Origin of the sequence: Micromonospora antibiotica (assembly GCF_017599305.1) — a bacterium.
In the GTDB taxonomy this organism is placed as follows: Bacteria; Actinomycetota; Actinomycetes; order Mycobacteriales; family Micromonosporaceae; genus Micromonospora; species Micromonospora antibiotica.
Window position 1 is genome coordinate 66,072 of the sequence record NZ_JAGFWR010000028.1, and the last position, 18,407, is coordinate 84,478.

General features: G+C 70.8%; 17 protein-coding genes and 1 pseudogene. 7 read left to right on the forward strand and 11 right to left on the reverse strand.

From position 1 onward, the window contains the following. Nucleotides 1-222: 222 nt before the first annotated feature. The 5 genes from JQN83_RS28650 to JQN83_RS28670 are packed head-to-tail and all read right to left on the reverse strand — an operon-like array spanning nucleotide 223 to nucleotide 5,618. Complete coding sequence (locus JQN83_RS28650; RefSeq protein ID WP_208570269.1) at nucleotides 223-1,299, reverse strand: ABC transporter ATP-binding protein; 1,077 nt, start codon at nucleotides 1,297-1,299, stop codon at nucleotides 223-225. Then, nucleotides 1,299-2,366 carry an ABC transporter ATP-binding protein gene (locus JQN83_RS28655; protein ID WP_208570270.1) on the reverse strand — a complete coding sequence of 356 codons (1,068 nt, stop codon included), beginning with the start codon at nucleotides 2,364-2,366 and terminating at the stop codon, nucleotides 1,299-1,301. Before JQN83_RS28655 ends, JQN83_RS28650 begins: the two co-directional genes overlap by 1 nt. After that, a complete protein-coding gene (locus tag JQN83_RS28660) occupies nucleotides 2,366-3,283 on the reverse strand; it encodes a carbohydrate ABC transporter permease (RefSeq protein ID WP_208570271.1) in 918 nt (305 codons plus the stop codon). Before JQN83_RS28660 ends, JQN83_RS28655 begins: the two co-directional genes overlap by 1 nt. Beyond that, nucleotides 3,283-4,236, reverse strand: coding sequence for a carbohydrate ABC transporter permease (locus tag JQN83_RS28665; RefSeq protein WP_208570272.1), 954 nt, complete (start codon nucleotides 4,234-4,236; stop codon nucleotides 3,283-3,285). Before JQN83_RS28665 ends, JQN83_RS28660 begins: the two co-directional genes overlap by 1 nt. Next, nucleotides 4,233-5,618, reverse strand: coding sequence for an extracellular solute-binding protein (locus tag JQN83_RS28670; protein ID WP_307799847.1), 1,386 nt, complete (start codon nucleotides 5,616-5,618; stop codon nucleotides 4,233-4,235). The genes JQN83_RS28665 and JQN83_RS28670 overlap by 4 nt, the downstream gene beginning before the upstream one ends. 444 nt (nucleotides 5,619-6,062) lie before the next feature. On the opposite strand from JQN83_RS28670, the gene JQN83_RS28675 reads away from it, so the two are divergent. The 3 genes from JQN83_RS28675 (at nucleotide 6,063) to JQN83_RS28685 (ending at nucleotide 8,307) form a co-directional block, all read left to right on the forward strand. Then, nucleotides 6,063-6,806, forward strand: a complete 744-nt coding sequence (locus tag JQN83_RS28675) for a GntR family transcriptional regulator (RefSeq protein ID WP_208570274.1) — start codon at nucleotides 6,063-6,065, stop codon at nucleotides 6,804-6,806. 93 nt (nucleotides 6,807-6,899) lie between these two features. Further along, nucleotides 6,900-7,469, forward strand: a complete 570-nt coding sequence (locus JQN83_RS28680) for a DJ-1/PfpI family protein (RefSeq protein ID WP_208570275.1) — start codon at nucleotides 6,900-6,902, stop codon at nucleotides 7,467-7,469. 19 nt (nucleotides 7,470-7,488) lie between these two features. Next, nucleotides 7,489-8,307, forward strand: coding sequence for an alpha/beta fold hydrolase (locus JQN83_RS28685; RefSeq protein ID WP_208570276.1), 819 nt, complete (start codon nucleotides 7,489-7,491; stop codon nucleotides 8,305-8,307). A 164-nt stretch (nucleotides 8,308-8,471) separates the two neighbouring features. Here JQN83_RS28685 and JQN83_RS33950 read toward each other — a convergent pair whose 3' ends face one another. Together JQN83_RS33950 and JQN83_RS28695 are read right to left on the reverse strand one after the other, a co-directional pair. Beyond that, nucleotides 8,472-9,662 carry a TIR domain-containing protein gene (locus tag JQN83_RS33950; RefSeq protein ID WP_208570277.1) on the reverse strand — a complete coding sequence of 397 codons (1,191 nt, stop codon included), beginning with the start codon at nucleotides 9,660-9,662 and terminating at the stop codon, nucleotides 8,472-8,474. Next, nucleotides 9,659-11,176, reverse strand: a complete 1,518-nt coding sequence (locus JQN83_RS28695) for a hypothetical protein (protein WP_208570278.1) — start codon at nucleotides 11,174-11,176, stop codon at nucleotides 9,659-9,661. Before JQN83_RS28695 ends, JQN83_RS33950 begins: the two co-directional genes overlap by 4 nt. Before the next feature lie 161 nt (nucleotides 11,177-11,337). Between JQN83_RS28695 and JQN83_RS28700 the strand changes: the two genes are divergently transcribed. Further along, nucleotides 11,338-12,777: a hypothetical protein gene (locus tag JQN83_RS28700; protein WP_208570279.1), complete on the forward strand. Its 1,440-nt coding sequence runs from the start codon at nucleotides 11,338-11,340 to the stop codon at nucleotides 12,775-12,777. Nucleotides 12,778-12,806: 29 nt separating this feature from the next. Here JQN83_RS28700 and JQN83_RS28705 read toward each other — a convergent pair whose 3' ends face one another. After that, nucleotides 12,807-13,694 (reverse strand): macro domain-containing protein, encoded by an 888-nt coding sequence (locus JQN83_RS28705; protein ID WP_208570280.1) that lies wholly within the window; start codon nucleotides 13,692-13,694, stop codon nucleotides 12,807-12,809. 382 nt (nucleotides 13,695-14,076) lie between these two features. On the opposite strand from JQN83_RS28705, the gene JQN83_RS28710 reads away from it, so the two are divergent. Together JQN83_RS28710 and JQN83_RS28715 are read left to right on the forward strand one after the other, a co-directional pair. Then, a complete protein-coding gene (locus JQN83_RS28710; protein ID WP_208570281.1) occupies nucleotides 14,077-14,613 on the forward strand; it encodes a hypothetical protein in 537 nt (178 codons plus the stop codon). Further along, a complete protein-coding gene (locus JQN83_RS28715; RefSeq protein ID WP_208570282.1) occupies nucleotides 14,610-16,139 on the forward strand; it encodes a hypothetical protein in 1,530 nt (509 codons plus the stop codon). The genes JQN83_RS28710 and JQN83_RS28715 overlap by 4 nt, the downstream gene beginning before the upstream one ends. A 147-nt stretch (nucleotides 16,140-16,286) precedes the next feature. On the opposite strand, the gene JQN83_RS28720 is transcribed toward JQN83_RS28715, so the two are convergent. Next, nucleotides 16,287-16,937 (reverse strand): DUF4291 domain-containing protein, encoded by a 651-nt coding sequence (locus JQN83_RS28720; RefSeq protein ID WP_208570291.1) that lies wholly within the window; start codon nucleotides 16,935-16,937, stop codon nucleotides 16,287-16,289. 503 nt (nucleotides 16,938-17,440) lie between these two features. Between JQN83_RS28720 and JQN83_RS28725 the strand changes: the two genes are divergently transcribed. Then, nucleotides 17,441-17,803 carry a hypothetical protein gene (locus JQN83_RS28725; RefSeq protein ID WP_208570283.1) on the forward strand — a complete coding sequence of 121 codons (363 nt, stop codon included), beginning with the start codon at nucleotides 17,441-17,443 and terminating at the stop codon, nucleotides 17,801-17,803. Nucleotides 17,804-17,848: 45 nt separating this feature from the next. Here JQN83_RS28725 and JQN83_RS28730 read toward each other — a convergent pair whose 3' ends face one another. Continuing rightward, a complete protein-coding gene (locus tag JQN83_RS28730; RefSeq protein ID WP_208570284.1) occupies nucleotides 17,849-18,202 on the reverse strand; it encodes a hypothetical protein in 354 nt (117 codons plus the stop codon). Between the two features lie 104 nt (nucleotides 18,203-18,306). Beyond that, nucleotides 18,307-18,407 (reverse strand): annotated as a pseudogene (locus tag JQN83_RS33510) (IS5 family transposase); the annotation flags it as partial.

Below are 18,407 nucleotides of genomic sequence, written 5' to 3' on the forward strand. Positions count from 1 at the left end.
CTCCTGTGCTCGTCGTGGTGCTGTCCGGGTGCCCGGCGATCGCGCCGCGCGCAGTCGGACGGGTCACCCGCCCCCGCCGGGGCGCGGTTGGAAGATGGCTTCGTCTGCGGTGCCGCCCGCACCACCGACCGCCCTCGCGGGCGCTGGTCGTCAGGCCGTGCTCACCGGTGACGCTCCACGGGGGTACCTGGCGGCGCCTGGTGCCGGTGCCGCCCGACGTGGCTACCGCCCGGCCTCGGACAGCGACAGCCCGGTGCCCGCGTCGAACAGGTGCGCCCGGTCCAGGTCGACCGCGACGAGCACCTGTTCGCCAGGCGTACCGGTGATGGTGGGTCGGGACTTGACCTTGAGGATCTGCGCCCCGACCCGGACGTCGACCACCGTGCGGTCGCCGAGCGGCTCCAGCCCGTAGAGCTCTCCCGGCAACGTGGCGCTTGCGCGCCGCTCGACGGACAGGTCCTCCGCACGCAGGCCCAGCAGCAGCGGGCGACCGTCCTGCGCGGCAGCCCAGCGGGGCCGCGGCAGCGTCCAGCCTGCCGCACCGACCAGGCGGTCCCCCTCGGCGTGGCAGGGGAGCAGGCTGATCGGCGGGCTCCCGACGAATCCCGCGACCCACTGGTTGGCGGGACGCTCGTACACCTCGGTCGGGGTGCCTACCTGTTGCACCTTCCCCTCCTTGAGGACCGCGACCTGATCGGCCATTGACAGCGCCTCGACCTGGTCGTTGGTCACATAGACGAAGGTCGCCCCGAGGCTGCGGTGGATGCGGGTGAGCTCGGTACGCATCTCGACGCGGAGCTTGAGGTCGAGATTGGTCAGCGGCTCGTCCATGAGGAACGCGCGGGGGCTGCGCACCAGCGCCCGGGCCAACGCGACCCGCTGCATCTCACCGCCGGACAACTGCGCGGGACGACGGTTCAGCAGACGCCCGATGTGCAGCAGGTCCGACATCCGCTCGACGGCGGCGGAGATCTCGCCCGACGGACGGCGGCGGGCCCGCAACGGTGACGCGATGTTCTCGTACACCGTGTGTCGCGGGTAGAGGGCGTAGTTCTGGAAGACCATCGCGAGGTCACGGGCGGCCGGGGCGTCGGTGGTCGCGTCCCTGCCGTCCAGGTGCACCGTTCCGGCGTCGAGCCGGTCGAGGCCGGCGATCGCCCGCAGGGTCGTCGTCTTGCCCGCCCCGGAGGGCCCGAGCACCACGAAGAACGCGCCGTCCGGCACGTCCAGCGTCACCCCGTCCAGGGCCTGGACCTTACCGAAGGACTTGCACAGCCCCTGTACCGCAACGGTTCCCATCAGGCCACCAGCTCTTCCGTGCGTACGTCGTAGACCGCCGGTGTCCCGCCGGTGTGCCGCAGCCCGACCTGGGCGTCGGCGGCGAACCGGACCGTCGGTGGCATCCGGACCCGGACGTCGCGTCCGCCGCTGTGGTCGACCACGTAGATGATCTCGTCGCCCAGCCACTCCGCCGACACCACGCGGGCCGGGACCGACCGGTCCGCCCCCGGCGCGGTGACCTCCAGCGCCTCCGGCCGGACCCCGGCGACCAGTGGGCGGTCGCGGGGCAGGCCGGGCGGTGGCGTGAGGACCAGTCCGCCCTGACCGCGCAGCTTCCCGTCGGCCACCTCCACCTCGATGAGGTTCATCGGTGGGGAGCCGATGAACGCCGCGCAGAACAGGCTCGCCGGCCGGTCGTACACCTCGAGCGGGGTGCCGATCTGCTCGACACGGCCCTTGTTGAGGATGGCGATGCGGTGACCGAGCGACATCGCCTCGACCTGGTCGTGGGTGACGTAGACCATCGTCGCCCCCAGCTCCCCCTGCAGGTGCTTGATCTCGGTGCGCATGTCCGCCCGCAACTCGGCGTCCAGGTTGGTGAGGGGTTCGTCCATCAGGAAGGCGCGCGGCCGGCGCACCAGGGCGCGGGCGAGCGCGACCCGCTGCTGCTCCCCGCCGGAGAGCTGACGGGGCCGCCGGTCCAGCAGCGGACCGAGCCGCATCAGCCGGGCCGCCTCCCCGACCCGCGCCTGCACCTCGTGCTTGGGCAGTCCCTCGGCCCGCAGCGGGAACGCCAGGTTGTCGCGGGTCTTCAGGTGCGGATACAGCGCGTAGAACTGGAACACCATGGCGATGTCGCGTTCGGCCGGCGGCAGGTCGTTGACCAGCGTGTCGCCGATGCGGATGTCGCCGCTGGTCTGCCGCTCCAAACCGGCGATCGCCCGTAGCGTGGTGGTCTTGCCGCACCCCGACGGGCCGAGCATCACGAACAGCTCGCCGTCGCCGATGGACAGGTCGACGTGCTCGACGGCGACCGTGCCGTCCGGGTAGCGCTTGTGCAGGGCGCTCACCTCGATGCCCGCCATCAGCGTCGCACCGCCCCGAGGGTCACACCGGCGACGAGGTGCCGGCGGACCAGGTAGGCGAAGACGAGCACCGGCAGGGCGAACACCACCGAGGCGGCGGCGACCAGACCCCAGTCGACGGTGGTGCCGCCGATCAGGCCGGCGATGGCCGGTGGTGCCGTCCGTACGTCGTCGCTGGAGGTGAGGAAGATGGCGAACACGAACTCGTTCCACGAGAAGATGAGCGCGAAGACCGCCGTCGCGGCGATGCCGGGCACGAGCAGGGGCAGGGTGAACTTCCCGAACGCCTGCAGGCGGCTGTAGCCGTCGAGCATGGCGGCGTCCTCGTACTCGGCGGGCACCTCGTCGACGAATCCCTTCATCATCCAGATCGTGAACGGGACGTTGAACGCGGCGTAGATGAGGATCAGGCCGAGCTTGCTGTCGATGAGTCCGACCTGGCGGTACATGAGGAAGATCGGCACCACGACCACCACGGGCGGCATGAAGCGGGTGGACAGGATGAAGAACAGCTGGTCCTTCTTGGCCTTCAGGGTGAAGCGGGAGTAGGCCCAGGCCGCCGGCACCCCCAGCACGGTGGCCAGCACCGTGGACACCCCGGCGACCACCACGGAGTTGAGGAACGCCACGGACAGTGCCGAGCGGCCACCGTCGGCGCCGACGAAGACGTCCCGGAAGTGGTCGAGGGTGACCGTGAAGCCGAAGAACTCGGCCGGCACGGCGTAGACGTCCCGGTTCTCCTTGATGGACGTCTCGATCATCCAGAGCACCGGGAAGAGCATCACGACGGCCAGCACGGTCAGCAGCACGACCTCCAGCACCGACCGGCCATGGCCCCGACGGCGTACCCGGCGTGCGGGGGGCGGGCGGTCCGGGGTCGGGCCCGCGGACACGGCCTCGTCGACGGAGACGGCCATCAGCCCTCCTTGAGCTTGTTCAGGTAGCGCAGGTAGAGCTGCGTCAGGACGATGACGACGAGGACCATGAGGATGCCGTACGCCGAGGCGGTGCCGGTGTTGAAGCCCAGGAACGCGACCTTGTAGACGTGGAACGACAGCGTCTCGGTGGAGACCCCCGGTCCTCCGCTGGTGAGGATGTAGACGAGGTCGAACAGCCGGAACGCCTCGATGGCCCGGAACAGCACGGCGATGAGCAGCAGCGGCCAGACCAGCGGAAGGGTGATGGTGCGGAACCGGAACCACTCGGACGCCCGGTCGATCGAGGCGGCCTCGTACAGGTACTTCGGGACGGCGGTGAGGCCGGCGAGCGCGATGAGCATGATGAACGGCGTCCACTGCCAGGTGTCGACGACGATCAGGGAGACCAGTGCGGTCCGCTGCCGGGTGAGCCACTCCACCTGTCCCAGACCCAGTGAGCCGAGCATGCTGTTGACCACGCCGAACTGCGCGTCGAGCATGAACCGCCAGAACAGCCCGACCACGACCGGCGACAACATCATCGGCACCAGGAACAGGGTGGTCAGCACGCCGCGCCCGTGGGTGCGCCGGGAGATCAGGTAGGCGATGGCGAAGCCGAGCACGGTCTGCAGGGTGACCGCGCCGACCACGTAGATCAGCGTGGTCAGGGCCCGCTGGTGGACCTGCGCCGAGGTCAGGATGGCGGTGTAGTTGCCGAACCCGACGAACCGGGCGGGCCCGCCACGGGTGGCCGAGTAGTCGGTGAACGACAGGTACAACGCCCACAGCAGCGGGAACACCGACATGCCGAGCAACAGCAGCAGCGCGGGGGAGACGAAGACCACGGCGAGACCACGGTCGCTGAGCCGGCGGCGGGACCGGCCCGGTGCAGGTGGCGTCGCGGACACCACCTGCCCGGGGCGGTCGGTCGTCAGCGGGACGGGGTCTTTCACAGCCCGCCGCCGCCCTTGCGGTTGCTGGAGTCGAGCACGCCCTGCTGCTCCCGGGCGATGTCGTCGAGCGCGGCCTTCGGGTTCTTCGCACCGTTGAGGGCCGCGTTGACGCCGGTGTTCTCGATGTCGACCAGACGCGCGTACTCGGGCACGTTCCACATGTCCCGCATCCGCGGCACCGAGTCGGCGTACACCTGGTTGAACGGCCCGGCGTTGAGGAACTCGGGTGACTGCAGGGCATCCGTACGCGCGGGCACGCCACCGGCCGCGGCCCACTTCCTCTGCACGTCGGCCTGCTCGAACCACCGCATGAAGTTCAGCGCCTCGGCCTGCTGCGCCGAGGGGGAGTAGGCCGACACGTGCATCCCCATCCCGCCGAGCGGGACCAGGTTCGTCTTCTGGGTGGGCAGGGTGGCGAACCCCAGCTTGCCGAGGATCTGCTCCCGGCTGGTGCCGAGCGTCGACTGCTTCGGGTCGAGCAGGCCGCCGCTGGCGGCGATCCAGTTGAACGCGATGCACGCCTTGCCCTGGGCGACCGCGGCGTTCACCTCGTCGATGAACCAGTTGCCGGAGCCCTTGGCGGTCAGCGGCTTCATCTTGTTGACCAGGACGTCCATCGCCTCGTGGCCCGCGGTGTCGTTGAGGACGCCATCGATCTTGCGGTCCTTGGCGTTCCAGAGGTTGCCGCCGTAGACGCCGTTGACCGTGTTGTAGGTGACGGCCGCGGCGTCGGAGCCGTTGGCCTGGTGGAAGGCCAGCCCGCTGACGCCCGGGTTGTCCGCCTGGCACTTCGCGGCGACCGAGATCATCTCGTCCCAGGTCTGCGGGGGCTTGTCGCCGATCAGGTCCTTGCGGTAGATCATCGTCCAGGTGTCGCCGAGCAGCGGCAGCCCGTACAGGCTGGCGTTCTCGTCGCGCTTGCCGGTCTCGGCCTGCGGGAACTGGCCGTACGCCGCGAGCAGGTACGGGTTGTAGGCGTCGACGTCGATGTTCTTCTTGACGAAGTCGGTGAGGTCGAGGATGTTGCCGTTCGTCACGGCCTCGCCGATGTGTTGCGAGTCCAGGATCGCGATGTCGAAGTCGGTCTTACGCGCGGCGAACTGGGTGAACATCGCGTCGTGCCAGTTCGCGTTCGGCACGGTGTTGACCTTGATGGTGGCGTTCGGCCGTTCCTTCTTGTACTCCGCGTTGGCGAAGTCCTCCAGGGCGTGGGCGGGGGGCCAGTCGAACCAGATGAAGCTGAGGGTCAGCGGGTCCTTGGTGAGTTCCGGGATGGTCGCCGGTGCCTTCGGGGCGCTCGCCTTCGTGCCGTCGTCCTGGCCGTCGCCGCAGGCGGCCAGGGTCGTGGCCAGCAGGAGCATGGCCGCCGTCGCCAGCCGCACCTTTCGGCCGGAAACGGATGTTCGTCCAACTCGCTTCGGATGCCGCATGGGGGTTCCTGCTTTCTGGGGTGGTGGGGACTTCTAGAGCCTCGCTAGGTGCCTCGCCGAGCAGGTGCCGGGTCGTTTCAGGCGTGGTGCCGGTCCGGCGCGGTGGTCGACCCGTGGACGGTGGTCACGGACCGCCGCGACGTGCCGGTCGTCAGCTGTCGAGAAGGGGTACGTCGGCCCATCGGTGGCCCGGTGACGAAGCGGGCCGGACGTCGAGCATGCTCATGGGAGCTCCAGATGATCGAGTGGAGCGATGGCAGGCGTTACGGCGACGGTGCAGGATGACGGGCGTCCGTCACGTTTCCTATACGATCGGGTGGGGGGCGTCAGCATGTCGCAGCGTCGTGACTGATGTCAACAGGTTCCCGCAGGCGCAAGAGAGGACCCCACGTCACGATGGACGACGAAGCGACGGCCGCGCGGGGCCGTAGGGTCGTGCCGGGCGCAACGTCGCCGGGACGAGCTGGCGGCCGCCTTGCCGACGAGGTGTACGACACGCTGCTCGGACAGCTGATGTCGCTCCGGATCGAGCCCGGCTCCCGCGTCACGATCGACGTCCTGGCGCGCGAGCTGGGGGTCTCGCAGACGCCGATCCGGGACGCGCTGAACCGGATGGAGGCCGAAGGGCTGGTCGTGCGGGTGCCCCACGCCGGCTACCGCATCCCGCCCCAGATCACCCGGCACCGCTTCGAGGACATGCTCGAGGTCCGCCTGCTGCTCGAACCGGCGGCGGCGCGCAGATCCGCCGAACGTGCCACCCTGGCGCAGGTCGCCGGCCTGCGGCGGATGCTGGAGGAGATGGCGGAGCTGGAGGGTGGCAGCGGACCCGCCGCCTACGGCGCGTTCGGGCTGCGCGACGCCGCCTTCCACGATCTCGTCGCGCAGAGCGCGGAGAACCAGGTCATCCGGGAGTCGCTCGCCCGGCTGCACAGCCACGTGCACCTGTTCCGGCTGCACCACGACACCCAGGTCACCCACCTGGCCATGGCCGAGCACGAGGACGTGGTGGCGGCGATCGCCGCGCGGGACCCCGACGCCGCCGCCTATGCGATGCGCCGGCACATCCTGCGCTCCGGCGAGCGTTTCCGGCGGCTGTTCGACGAGATCGAAGGCGCGGAGGCGATGGCCGTGCAGGCTTGACGGGCGGGCGGGGCGGAGGAATGCTAGCTCAATCGGATTGGATCGGATTGGATCGCGTCCACCTCACCGCCACCACATTGCGAGGAGAAGCAGATGCCCAGAGCGCTGCTCCTGACCGGCGACGCCGCAGAGGAACTCGACACCATGTACCCCTACTACCGCGTGCAGGAGGGCGGCTGGGACGTCGACGTCGCGTCACGCACGCTGCGTGACGTGCAACTGGTCATCCACGAGTTCGACCCCAACTCCGACGCCTACGTGGAGAAGAACGGCAGGAAACTGCCGGTCGACGTGCCCTGGGCCGAGGTCGACGTCGAACGCTACGACGCCCTCATCATCCCCGGCGGACGGGCACCCGAGTGGATCCGGGTCGACGCCGACGTCCGCCGCATCACCGAACACTTCTTCGCCCGCAACCTCCCCGTCGCGCTGGTCTGCCACGGCGCGCAGGTCCCCGCAGTGTACGGGCTGCTCAAGGGCCGCAAGACGGCCTGCTTCCCGCCCATCACCGGTGACATGGAGAACGCGGGCGCGACCGTCATCGACGCGCCCGACGTCGTCGACGGCAACCTCGTCTCCTGCCGGGGATGGCCCGACATGCCGCAGTTCGGCCGGGCGATGATGGAACTCTTCGCGAAGTCCGTCGACTCGCCCGCGGCGTGAGCGCATCCGGCCCGTCCCGATGACGACACCGCGGACGGTCACCGTCGACGGCTCTCCCGTCCACGTCTTCGACAGTGGCGTCGGGCCGGCGGTGCTGATGCTGCACGGCTCCGGACCCGGCACGACCGGGTCCGGAGCCTGGGCGGCGACGGCCCAGGCCCTGGGCCCGTCCTGGCGCGTGCTCGCCCCTGACCAGGCCGGGTTCGGCGGCACCCCCGCCCCGGCGGGCTCCCGGGGTGGACTCCGGCTGTGGACCCGGCAGGCCGCTGGACTGATGGATGCGCTCGGTATCGAGCACTACGCCGTGGTGGGCCACTCCATGGGCGGGGCCGTGGCGCTGGCCATGGCGGCCGCGTACCCCCGGCAGGTCACCCGGGTCGTGGCGGTCTCGACGATGGGTGCCCCCGGGGCACCGCTGTCGGCCGACCTCGACGCGCTCTGGGCCGCCCCCGCCGGCCCGGTCGGGGCACGGGACATGCTCAGTCGACTCTTCCTCGACCAGACGCTGGTGACCGACGCGGCCGTCGCCGCCCGCGCGGACGCGATGCGAACCGGGGCCGCCGCGTACGCGTCGTTGTTCCCGCCGCCCCGGGCGCGCTGGGTCGACGACCTCACCCTCGGGGCGCGGACGCTGGCCGCGATCCGCGCACCCGTCCTGCTCGTCCACGGTGCCGATGACCGGGTCACCCCGCTCGCGACGGCGACCCGACCCCTGCTCGACCACCTGGCCGACGTGCGTCTGCACGTGTTCGGCCGCTGCGGACACGTGCCGGCGATCGAGCACCCGCACGAGTTCCGGCACCTGCTGTCGTGCTTCCTCAACCCGGACCGGACGTAACGCGCCGGCCGTCGCGGCAGGTCCCCCGCCCCGGCGGGCAGGTGACGCGGCCCCTGTCGGGTGCCGCCGCGCACAGCCTGAGGTGCCACGGGGATCACCGATGTCGCATCGTCGTGCGCAAACGACCGGCCTCCGGATCCGGCAACAGGGTGCCGGTGTGCCGGTCAGGCCGGGCGGCGGGTGAAGGTGTCGAGCCCTTCGAACCGGGTCGGACGCCGCCACTCGGTGCCCCGGTCGTCGACGACGCAACCGGCCCGGCGAAGCCGCTCCACGAGTTTCGCCCGGGACGGCTCGCGGCCGTCGAAGTCGATGTAGTTGATCCCGCCGAGATCGGCGATCGGCCGGATCGCCCCGGCCCGGACGATGACCGTCCGGTCGGCGAAACCGTACAGGGCGCCGCCCAGCTCGATCAGGACGTTGGGTCGGGGCTGACCGGCCGGGGTCAGTTCGTGGCCGTCCTCCTGATCGCGACGCAGATTGGGATGTAGGTGGACCACGTCGTCCGGGGTCAGCAGCACGACGACGGCCTGCGCCCGGGACAGCCCTTCGCGGATCACCTCGTGTAGGACCGGTGCGGGTCCCCGGTCTGCCGCCGCGACCAGCGACTCCCATTCCATCGGGCGCAGGCCGAGGAGGCTGAGCAGCTCGAACATCCGCCCGACGAAGGCGTCGTCGCGGCCGTGGACGACGAAGACCCGCTGACGGTGCTCGTGGGGGGTGTCCGGGGCGTCGGGCAACGCCGCCGACAGCGCGGCTGCCGAAGGGGCACGCGCGACCAACCGGAATCCGCGTCGGGCGTTCGCCGCGCGGAGGTTGACGCCGGTGCCGGTCCATTCGACCAGGCCGATTTCGTGCAGGCGCAGCGCCACCGCCGCGAACTCGGTCAGCGTCAACTCGTCCCGGACATCTACGGGCAGCGCTGCGTACAGGGCCGCCACGCTCTGCGGGTCGCCGCTGGCCGCCGCCGCGCACAGCCGGGCGTGCACGACCACGTCAGCCTCGGCGACCTCGACCTGCTCGACGTGCAGCAGCGCCCCGGCGGCCAGGCCGAGCAGTACCCCGGGCAGCGAGCCGACGTCCAGCAGTTGGAGCACCGCCGCGCCGACCAGGCCGGTCACCGCCGAGACGGCGACCGCCGGGAGAAGGTTGACGCGCCAAGCCCCCGACCGCATCTCGAACGCCGCCAGCGGATGCTCCTGCTCGATCAGTCCGCGCATCCACACGCGGGTGTCGTCCGGATCGAGACCGAGGGTGTCGCCGAGCCGGTTGACCGATGCGGCGTCCACCAGCACCGTGCCATCGACGGTTGGCTCCGTCGCGCCGAGCAGGGCCAGTGGCCAGGAGTGGGCGGTCACTCGACAGCGTCCTGGTCGAACACGTGCCAGGTGTCGAAGACCCTGGTGAGAACGGCGTTAACGACGCTCGCCTCAGTGCTCAGGAGCGCACCGTCGATCACCAACCGCTCACCATGCCGTTGCCGGAGCCGCTCCAGCAGTACCGACACTCCCACCTTGCCTCCCACCGCGAGGAAACGCAGCCCGGGTCGGCGGTCGATCGCGAACACCGCCAACCACAGCTCGACGCCACCGAACGGCGAGTCGAGCGGCGTCGGCGCCAGCCGGACGGTGGCGCCCTGCCTGAGCCAGTCGGCTACGTGCCAAGCTACCGGAAGATCCATCAACACGAGGACCGGCGAGGACCGCCGCAGCAGCGCGTCGGCCTCCGGGGCGGCGAGCGTGAGGTGGGTGGTCAGCGCCACGACCGGCACCGGTCCGAGCCACGTCTGCACCTCACCGGGTGTCATGCCGTCCGGCAGCAGTCCGAGCCGTACGACCGGTTCCGTTCCACCGCCGTCGATCAGAGCCGCCACCAGATCGGGCAACGGAGGCGTCGCCGGAAGCCGGAACTGTTTGGCCAGTACGTCTCGTCTCATCCAGACGGCGCAGACGAATGACCCACCGAAGGAGCGGCTGGCCTGCTCGGCATCGGTCAGGATGCTGACCTCCGCGGGCAGCCGATCGCGCAGGACGACCTTCTGCCGGTCGTATTCGAGGCCGTCGTCGAGCAGCGGACGCCGTCCGGTCACGATGTTCAGCCGGGCCGCCAGGTCGGTATCCACTGCGCCGACCGCAGCCCGCAGCGCCTCGGCCACCTCAGCCTGGTCGGCCCACGCGACCGACGGCAGGCCGACCCGGTCCAGGACGTGCCGCGCGTGCTCGTACGTGGCCCGCATCAGCTCCCCCTCCGGAGCGCCGGCCAGGTCCCGCACCATCCGGCCGAGTTCAGGACCGGCGCGGGCGGCGCGGAACCGATCCAGCCGGACGTCCGGGGTGAGGTCGTCTGCCGCCAGGTGCTCCCGGGAGAGGCGGCGGAACCCGCTGGAGATCAGGGTCGAGACGCCGGCAGGCGCCATGCAGCAGCGCAGCACCGCGGCCGCGACCGTGGCCCGCCGGGGCTCGGGCACGCCGGGACCGGCGAGTCGCAGGCCGGTCTCCAGGTGTCCTGTGTAGTCGGTGTTGTCGGACAACAGCCGCCGGGTGAGATCGACGCCGACCACGCCGGCCGCCAGGGTGGTAGCGAACACCTCGTGGACCTGCCGGGACCGGACGACCATCTCGTGAAACACCTCGCGGAGCCGGTAGCGGGACACCCCCCGCCCGGACAGCCGGGCGGACAGCGCGGCGACCAGTCCGTAGCCGGTGGAACTCTGTAGCTCGTGGTGGAGCCCCTCGTGGGTCTCGACCAGCAGTTGTTCGTCGTCACCGCGGATCTGGGGCGCGGCGATCGACCACGATCCCGCACCGTCGTACCCGCCGAGCAGCACAGCGGCCAGGCCGTCCCGCGAACAGGCGAAGGTCTGGGGGATCACCGGTCACCAAGGTGCATCATCGGTACATGGCCGGCGAAACCCTGAGCTGCGGACGAGATCACCTCTCCGATGTCCTTCGCTTCGATCAGTACGGCGCCTACGACGGGTCGGACAGCTGGGTCCTGACGATGGGAAGCCTGACCGGGCCGGCCCAGGTGTCCATGACAGAGTTGCACGAGGCGCTCCATCACGAGTTGCAACGGTCGTCCGGATGGGGGCTGCTGGCGACCGGTGCGGGAATTCTAGCCCGCTCCGGATTCCGGCGGCACGCGCTGCGCGAGGTCTTTCTGCGTCTGGTCGACCAGTCGAGAGACAGCCACGAGACGTACGCGACGACACTCTCCGCCATCGTGACCGGTGTCGACGCCGCACGCGAACTGCTGGTCGGTAACCGCGAGTACCTGGCGTACCTGGATCGAGGGCTTGCCCTCGTCGACGTGGCGGGCGACTGGCCCTGGCAGTTTCGGATCAGCGCCATCGACGCGGTGCTGCGAGTCTGCATGCGCCCTGCGATGTCACTCGACCTGGTGCACCGCGGGTTCCGCCAACTCGCCAGTGACGACGTGGCGGCTGGCCGGGACAGCCCGGACCGGCGTCTGGCGGTGTTCGAGCAGACAGGCGGGCCGCAGTCCTGGACACAACTGTTCGCGGCGGTGCGCGCCGAGTTCCCGGAACGGGGCGGTGACGACGGCGCGGCACGTCCGAGGGCCGGCTCGCCGGGATTCGAGCGGCTGCGCCAGTTCGAGGAGGAGGTCCTCGGTCCCCGATGCCACGCCCATGTGTGCGAGGTCCTGGACCGGGCCGGCCTCGGCTCGGTCGGGTCCCACCAGCAGTCCGCGCTGGCCACCGCCTACCGGGACGCCGTCGCCGAGGTCGACCCGGAGACAGCTGCGTTGATCACGGTGGCCCGGGAGCGTCTGGCGGCGCACGAGGACGGGCTCGAACTGCACCGGCAGCGGGTTCTGCTCCGGGCGCCGCTGACCGCCGAGTTCGCCTCCGTCGCGGAGTCGGCCGGCGGCGAGGACCATGTCTGTGGGCTCTGGCTGGACGGCGCGGTGGCGAAGGGCCAGTTCATGTTCGGCGAGCAGGCCGTGCCGGAGCGGTTCGCCGCGATCGCCAGCGTGAGCGGTGCCACGATCCGGCTCGGGCTACTGCCCGACGGGGCTACGCCGACGCAGTGCCAGGGCATGGTGGCGAACCGGCCGTTACTGGCCCTGACCACCCATCACACGCTGGCCCGGCACGGTGACCTGCTGGCAATGCTGCAAACCGTCGAGCCGGTGTTCGTGTTGATGGACCTGCCGGTGGAGCGGCATGTCGCGCAGTGGACGGCCAGCGGGATCCTGGTCCGCACGGCAACCCGCGACATCGGCGACGTCACCTTGCTGATGCTCGCAGTCACCCGCAACCACCCGTTCCGATTCCTGTGCATCGGCACCCCGGCAGGCATGTATCTGCTCGCCGACCGCCTCCGCCGCCACCACCCCGGGCAGGTCGTGCTGGAGCCGACGCTGCTGGAGGAGCACCCGGCGGCGACCGGCTTCGCTGTGGACTTCGTCCTGAACGCCTGGCACCTGCTCAAACAGGGGGGCCCGACCTGACGTCCGGGCCTTCGACCGCCGTCCCCCGGTCACAGAGCCCGGAGAAAGGCCCGGACCTCAAGAAGATTCACGGAGTGCAGGTCGTCGGGATGAACGATGATGCGTAGCTCCCGGCAGATCGGCGTCTTCCGGGACCGCGCCAGGAAAGATATGAGAATCAACTTCAGCAGGGACTCGCGGTCGAGCTGATCGATGCGCGCCAGCCCCGAACCGATTATGGGCATCGCGAGCGGGCGTCGTTCGGCGCGCTCGTAGACGGCGTCCCAGAGCCGGTTCAGGCTGACCCACATATCGTCCACTGACGAGCGCGGCACGAGGTCGTTGCCGAGACGGCTGTACGCCACGGCGAAGATCTGCTGCCCCGGCCGGCCGGCGACGGCAACTGTGCCGATCGGGTACCGTTTGCGCTTGCCGGGCTTGCTCCCGGGTGGCTCTGTCGCGATCGGTGCCGCACGCCGCAGGGCGGCTGCCAGTTCCTGGTCGAGACGCCGCTGGTCGTCACCGTAGCGCCGGTGCAGAAGCTGCCCCTGCACGGCGGCACCACTGATGATGCGGTCGTCGCCCACCGCCGTGTCGAAGGTGTCGGTGAAGCCGACCACGAGGTGGGTCTCCTGCTCGAACAGGTCGCCGACCTCGACCCGGACCGTGGTGTCCGGCGTACTGAACTCGCGCTCGATCCGGGAGCGGGGATAGGCCTGGGCGACAGCCCAGGCGAAGCAGCAGAAAAGAGTGACGGCCGTGACGGCGACTGGCGCCGGGAATGCCTGGTTGAAGAACATCTGCCCGAGGAACTGCACCACTGCCGACACCAGGCCGACGGCCGCGAGAAAGTGAGCGAGCAGGGTGCGTAGTCCACGGCGGGTGCGGAAGATCGCGCGGCTGGCACAAGCCGGGCCGACAACCGAGAGCTTCTTCATGATGACATTGTGTTCAGCTCGCACCAGCGGTTGCTCTGCCGTGGTCGCTGGGGCCGCCATGGCACGGGGAGGCCGGCCCGGCGGAGCCGAAACCAGGGGCACCGTTCAGCCGATGGTGCACCGTAGGAGGCCAGTCGTCTTCGACCCGGCTCGCCGGCCGTCGGCAGCGGACACCGGTGCGGCGGAGTCTCTGTCGGCATCTCGACACCGTCGCCGCATCACCGGCCGGAAACCACCGTGACCTCGGCCGACACGTCCACCCCCCGTCGCGGCGAGCGCGCGGCCCCGGCCGTGATCGTGGGACAGTTCTGGTCGCTCGGCCGGAGCGCTCGGCCGACGACCGCCTACCGCAAACGTTCATCGAGATCTGGGGAATCAGAGCATGAGTGCCGACTCGGACTGGGGCGACTTCCTGACCACCGACACGCCGATCGGGGACACCACCCTGACCGAGGCGGTGGTGGCGCTACCGGAACCCTCGGCGTCCATCGTGGAAAGTGAGATCAGCGGCGCGGTCGGCGACCAGGACTGGTCGAACTGGCACGCGGACAGCGGTGACGACTGGGCCGACTCCGCCCAGGACTGGGCCGACTACGCCGTGGAGAACGCCGCCGCCGGCAACATCGACGTCGCCGAGAGCGCCATGGCGCGGGCGGCCGACCACGCCGACATCGCCGAGAACAACTACACGGTCTCCGCCGACTACTCCGACGCCGTCGTGGACCACGTGGAGACCGCAGCCGCCGAAGTCGACTGGGCCACCAGCGGCACCGACACCAGCACCTCCTACGACACCAGCACGTACGACGCGACCTCCTACGACACCAGCACGTCGTACGACACCTCATACGACGCCGGGGGCTACGACGCCGCCGGGTCCAGCTTCGACACCAGCGTCTCCTACGACGTAGCGGAATGAGCTGGGCTGACACCGGTGGACCCGGAGCCGTGCCGCCGGTCGTCGAGGCCGGGCTGGAGCCCGGCCGGCTGGCCGCCGGCGCGCAACGACGGCTCGGTGCCCCGCCGAGCGTGGCCCGCCAGCAACTGCTGCGCAGTCTCCGTGACCTCGCCTTCGAGCTGAAGACCGAGCAGCTCAGCCTGCTGGAGGCGGTACGCGGCTCCCGCCTCGGTGGCGTCACCCTCTCGCCGACCCAGGTGCCGGTACAGCTGCGCATCACCCTGGAGGCCGACGGCCCGGGGGCGCAGGTGGGCGTGCTGCTGGTCGACCGATGGCCGGGCCGGCTGGGGCGGAACTGGGGCGTGACCTCGGTGTACGTCGGTCTCTTCGAGTCCGTGCTGAGCGCCTTCGACGGCGTACTCGGTCGGCTCGACCCGGCGGCGGCCACCTCGTTCAGCCCATGGTGGCGGCAGACGGGCCCGGGTGACGTGGCGATGATGCAGCACGCCGCCGGCTTGGCCAACCGCGCGCAGGCGGCACTGTCCCGGCACGCTGGCCGGCTGCTCGACGGCGACGGGCAGGCGCACCGGCAGGCGGTCGTCACCCGTACCGGCGGCGCGACCTTCACCTTCGAGACGGCCGACGCCGTTGCCGAGGTCCCTGCCAACCTGGCCGACGGCATGCTGATGGTCGGCACGCTGATCGTCAGCCGGCCGGGCGGTATGCCGCCGAAGCTCGTCGGGCAGGTGCAGTCGCTGGTGTTCCGGGTCGAGGAACGCCTCGCGGCGGGCGGGGCCGACCGGATCACCGTCGAGCCGGCGGACGTGCCGGCGGTGACCTTCCTGCACCAGCAGGCCCGGCTACGTGGACTGCTGCCGGTGCGGACCCTGCGCACCTGCACCACCTGCCGGCTGGAGAAGGTCGCCAACCCCGAGATGGAACGCATGCAGGAGCGCACCCGGCGGACCCGGGACCTGGCCAGCAGCATCGGCGGGCTGGTCACGCCCTACGTGCTCGCCGGCCGGCTGGTGCAGCTCAACAACAAGGGCCCCAAGTTCGCCTGCCCCCGCTGCCAGGGGATGGACGCCGACGAGACGGTGGTGACCTACTGCCAGAAGTGCGGTGATCGCCGCGCCGAGACCGCACTGCGCACCTGCCCGAAGTGTCAGTTCGACTTCCGCAGCCTGATCGGCGGGGAGCAGGTCTGGCGGCCCCGGGTTGCCGTACCGGCGCTCCCGGGGCCGCAGCCCACCGACCACCGGCCATCGGCGGCGCGGCCTGCCACCCCACCGATGGACGCCCCGGGTGTCCCGGCCGAGCCCGGCGTGGCCCGGCCCGTGGTCGGCGTCGCGGCTGCGCCCCCACCGGGCGGCGGCGCTCCACCCGTGGCCGGGGTCACCGCTCCACCCGCCGCCGGGGCGCACGGTCCGGGCCCGTCCGCCGCGCCGCCGTCCTCGGTACGCCCACCCGCCGGGCAGCCGCCACCGGACTACCGGCCCGACCCGGAGGCGGACCAGTGGCCCCGGCCGCCGGGTTTTCCGCCCTGAGCCGGACGTGACGCCTGACGCCCGTCGGCGGCGGTCCGAGCCCGCGGTGGAGCACCGATGCGCCCCGGGCCAGGGGAGCACCGCGCGGCGGCGGCCGAAGCCGCCGGAACGTCGGCGGTTGATCTGCTGCGGCCAGGCCGCAGGGCGTCAGTTGCCCTTGGCGGTGCCGTCGAGCGGGACTCCCGGCGCAGCGGCGACATCGGGGCTGGCGGCGAGGCCGACGGCGATCCGGTCCGGGAGCGGATAGCCGCGCTCGGCGGGCAGGCGTGCTGCCGCTGCCTGCTCGTCACCCCGGCGCAGCAGGTCCCGGATCTGCTCGACGGCGGGGGTGACGTCCTCGACGGTGACGATCCAGTCATCGACGTACCGGTGGACGGCCTCGCCGGACAGCCCGACCTGTAGCGACCGGTACGGCAACGCGGTCAGACGCAGCGACCGCTCCGGGTCCCACTGCACCCGGACCGGGCTGGTCTTCACCTGCTGCGCCCAGGTCGCCGCGTCGCCGTGCAGGTCACGGTCGTAGTGGCTCAGGCAGGCGTGTGCCAGCGCCCACTCGAAACCCGCCCGGGTGATCTCGATGGACAGCACGCGTTCCTGCCCGGGCTTGGTGGCCCAGCCGCAGCGGTACATCATCCACAGGAACGACGGTTTGATCCACGTCATCCGGTCCCGTTTGAAGGGGGCCACGAAACGTCCGGCGTACACCGCCGGCAGCGCGATCTGCGGCGGGTACGCCTGGTACACGGTGATCGTCGTAGTCGAGTAGCGAGCACGGATCTGACGTACGGGTACGGACATCCGCCGATCCTCGACGATCAGGAACCGGCAGGTCCACCGGATTCGCACCTGCACCGGTCCGCACCATCCCCAGTGGACCATGTCGCCGCATCGACCGCCTCCACGATGGACGGTGTCGGTTGCTCGCACCCGGTGTACTGAAAGCCCGCGTCGGCTGATCGAGGAGGGCACGGATGCGGCGATGGTGGCGAACGTTGAGGTCTGCCGAGCAGGTGGCTGCGCTCGGCGTGCTGGTGGCGGCGCTCGGCACGCTGGTCACGCTGATCGTGGGGGTCGTGGCGGCCATGCCGACCTACCGCACACCCGGCAAGGAGAGCCAGTCGGGTTCCGAGTCGTCGCTCGGCCAGATGTCACCGCCGGCTCCGACGCCGTCTCCACCAGGGACGCCGACCCCTGACGCATCGACCGGACCGGAGACGCCGACTCCACCGCCGACACGGAGCAGTCCACCTCCCACCCGGACGCCCTCCACGACAGCTCCGACACCGTCCAGGACCCCGTCGGTGCGCTTCGCGATCACGAGTGCGACGGTCGTGCCGAACTGCTCGGACGTCTCCGGCACGGGGGACGAGCCGGCAGCGGGACGAACCGCCGTGATCTTCGTGCGCCCGGCCGGTGTCCAGGGCTACTTCTACGAACAGCCGCTCCACTTCCCCACCCCGCACACCTGGCAGGCGAACCGCGTCGTGGTCGGCGACGACAGGTCACCGGGACAGAGCTTCGAACTGCACGTCTACGCCGTCAGCGACGCGTACGCGAAGACGCTCAAGCAGACCGACGGCAGCCCCTACCTGGTCACGGAGGTGCCCGGCCAGCTGCTCACCTGGACCGCTGTGACACGCAACGACAAGCCCGGCAACTGCTGAACGCGCCGTGTGTCACCTTCCCGGCACCCCCTGCCGTGTCCGCCCTCAACGACCCTCACCCGGATGGCGGCTGCGCGTCAGGAGGTAGCCGGCGTAGGCGGCCAACGCCACGGCCGCCACCGCCGCCGTCGGACCGACCAGCGTGCGGGCGCTCTCGCGGGACCCCATCGCGACCCCCGAGGAACGGTCGGCCAGCAACGACCAGCGGGACCGCCACGACAGGGCCGACCCGACCGAGAGCGCCGACCCGATGGACAGGACCGATCCGGCGGAGCCGACGCTGCCGACGGAGGCGATCGAGCCGACGCTGCCGATGGACAGCACCGAGCCCCGGGACCCGATCGACAACACCGAGTCGGTGGACCACAACGACAGCCGCGACGATCCGGTGGAGGTCATGGGAGCATTGTCCCCCACCCCGGTCGCACCCGAGGACCGTTCGGACCCGTCCCCGGTCGGTACGCGGGGAGACCGCGTGCTGCTAGGCCCTGTGTCGAAGTTGGTCACAGCCACTCGTTGATCGCGGCGATGTGCACGGTGGCCTCGTAGCGCACGGCGAGCTTGTCGAAGCGGGTCGCCACAGCGCGGTTGCGTTTGAGTCTGT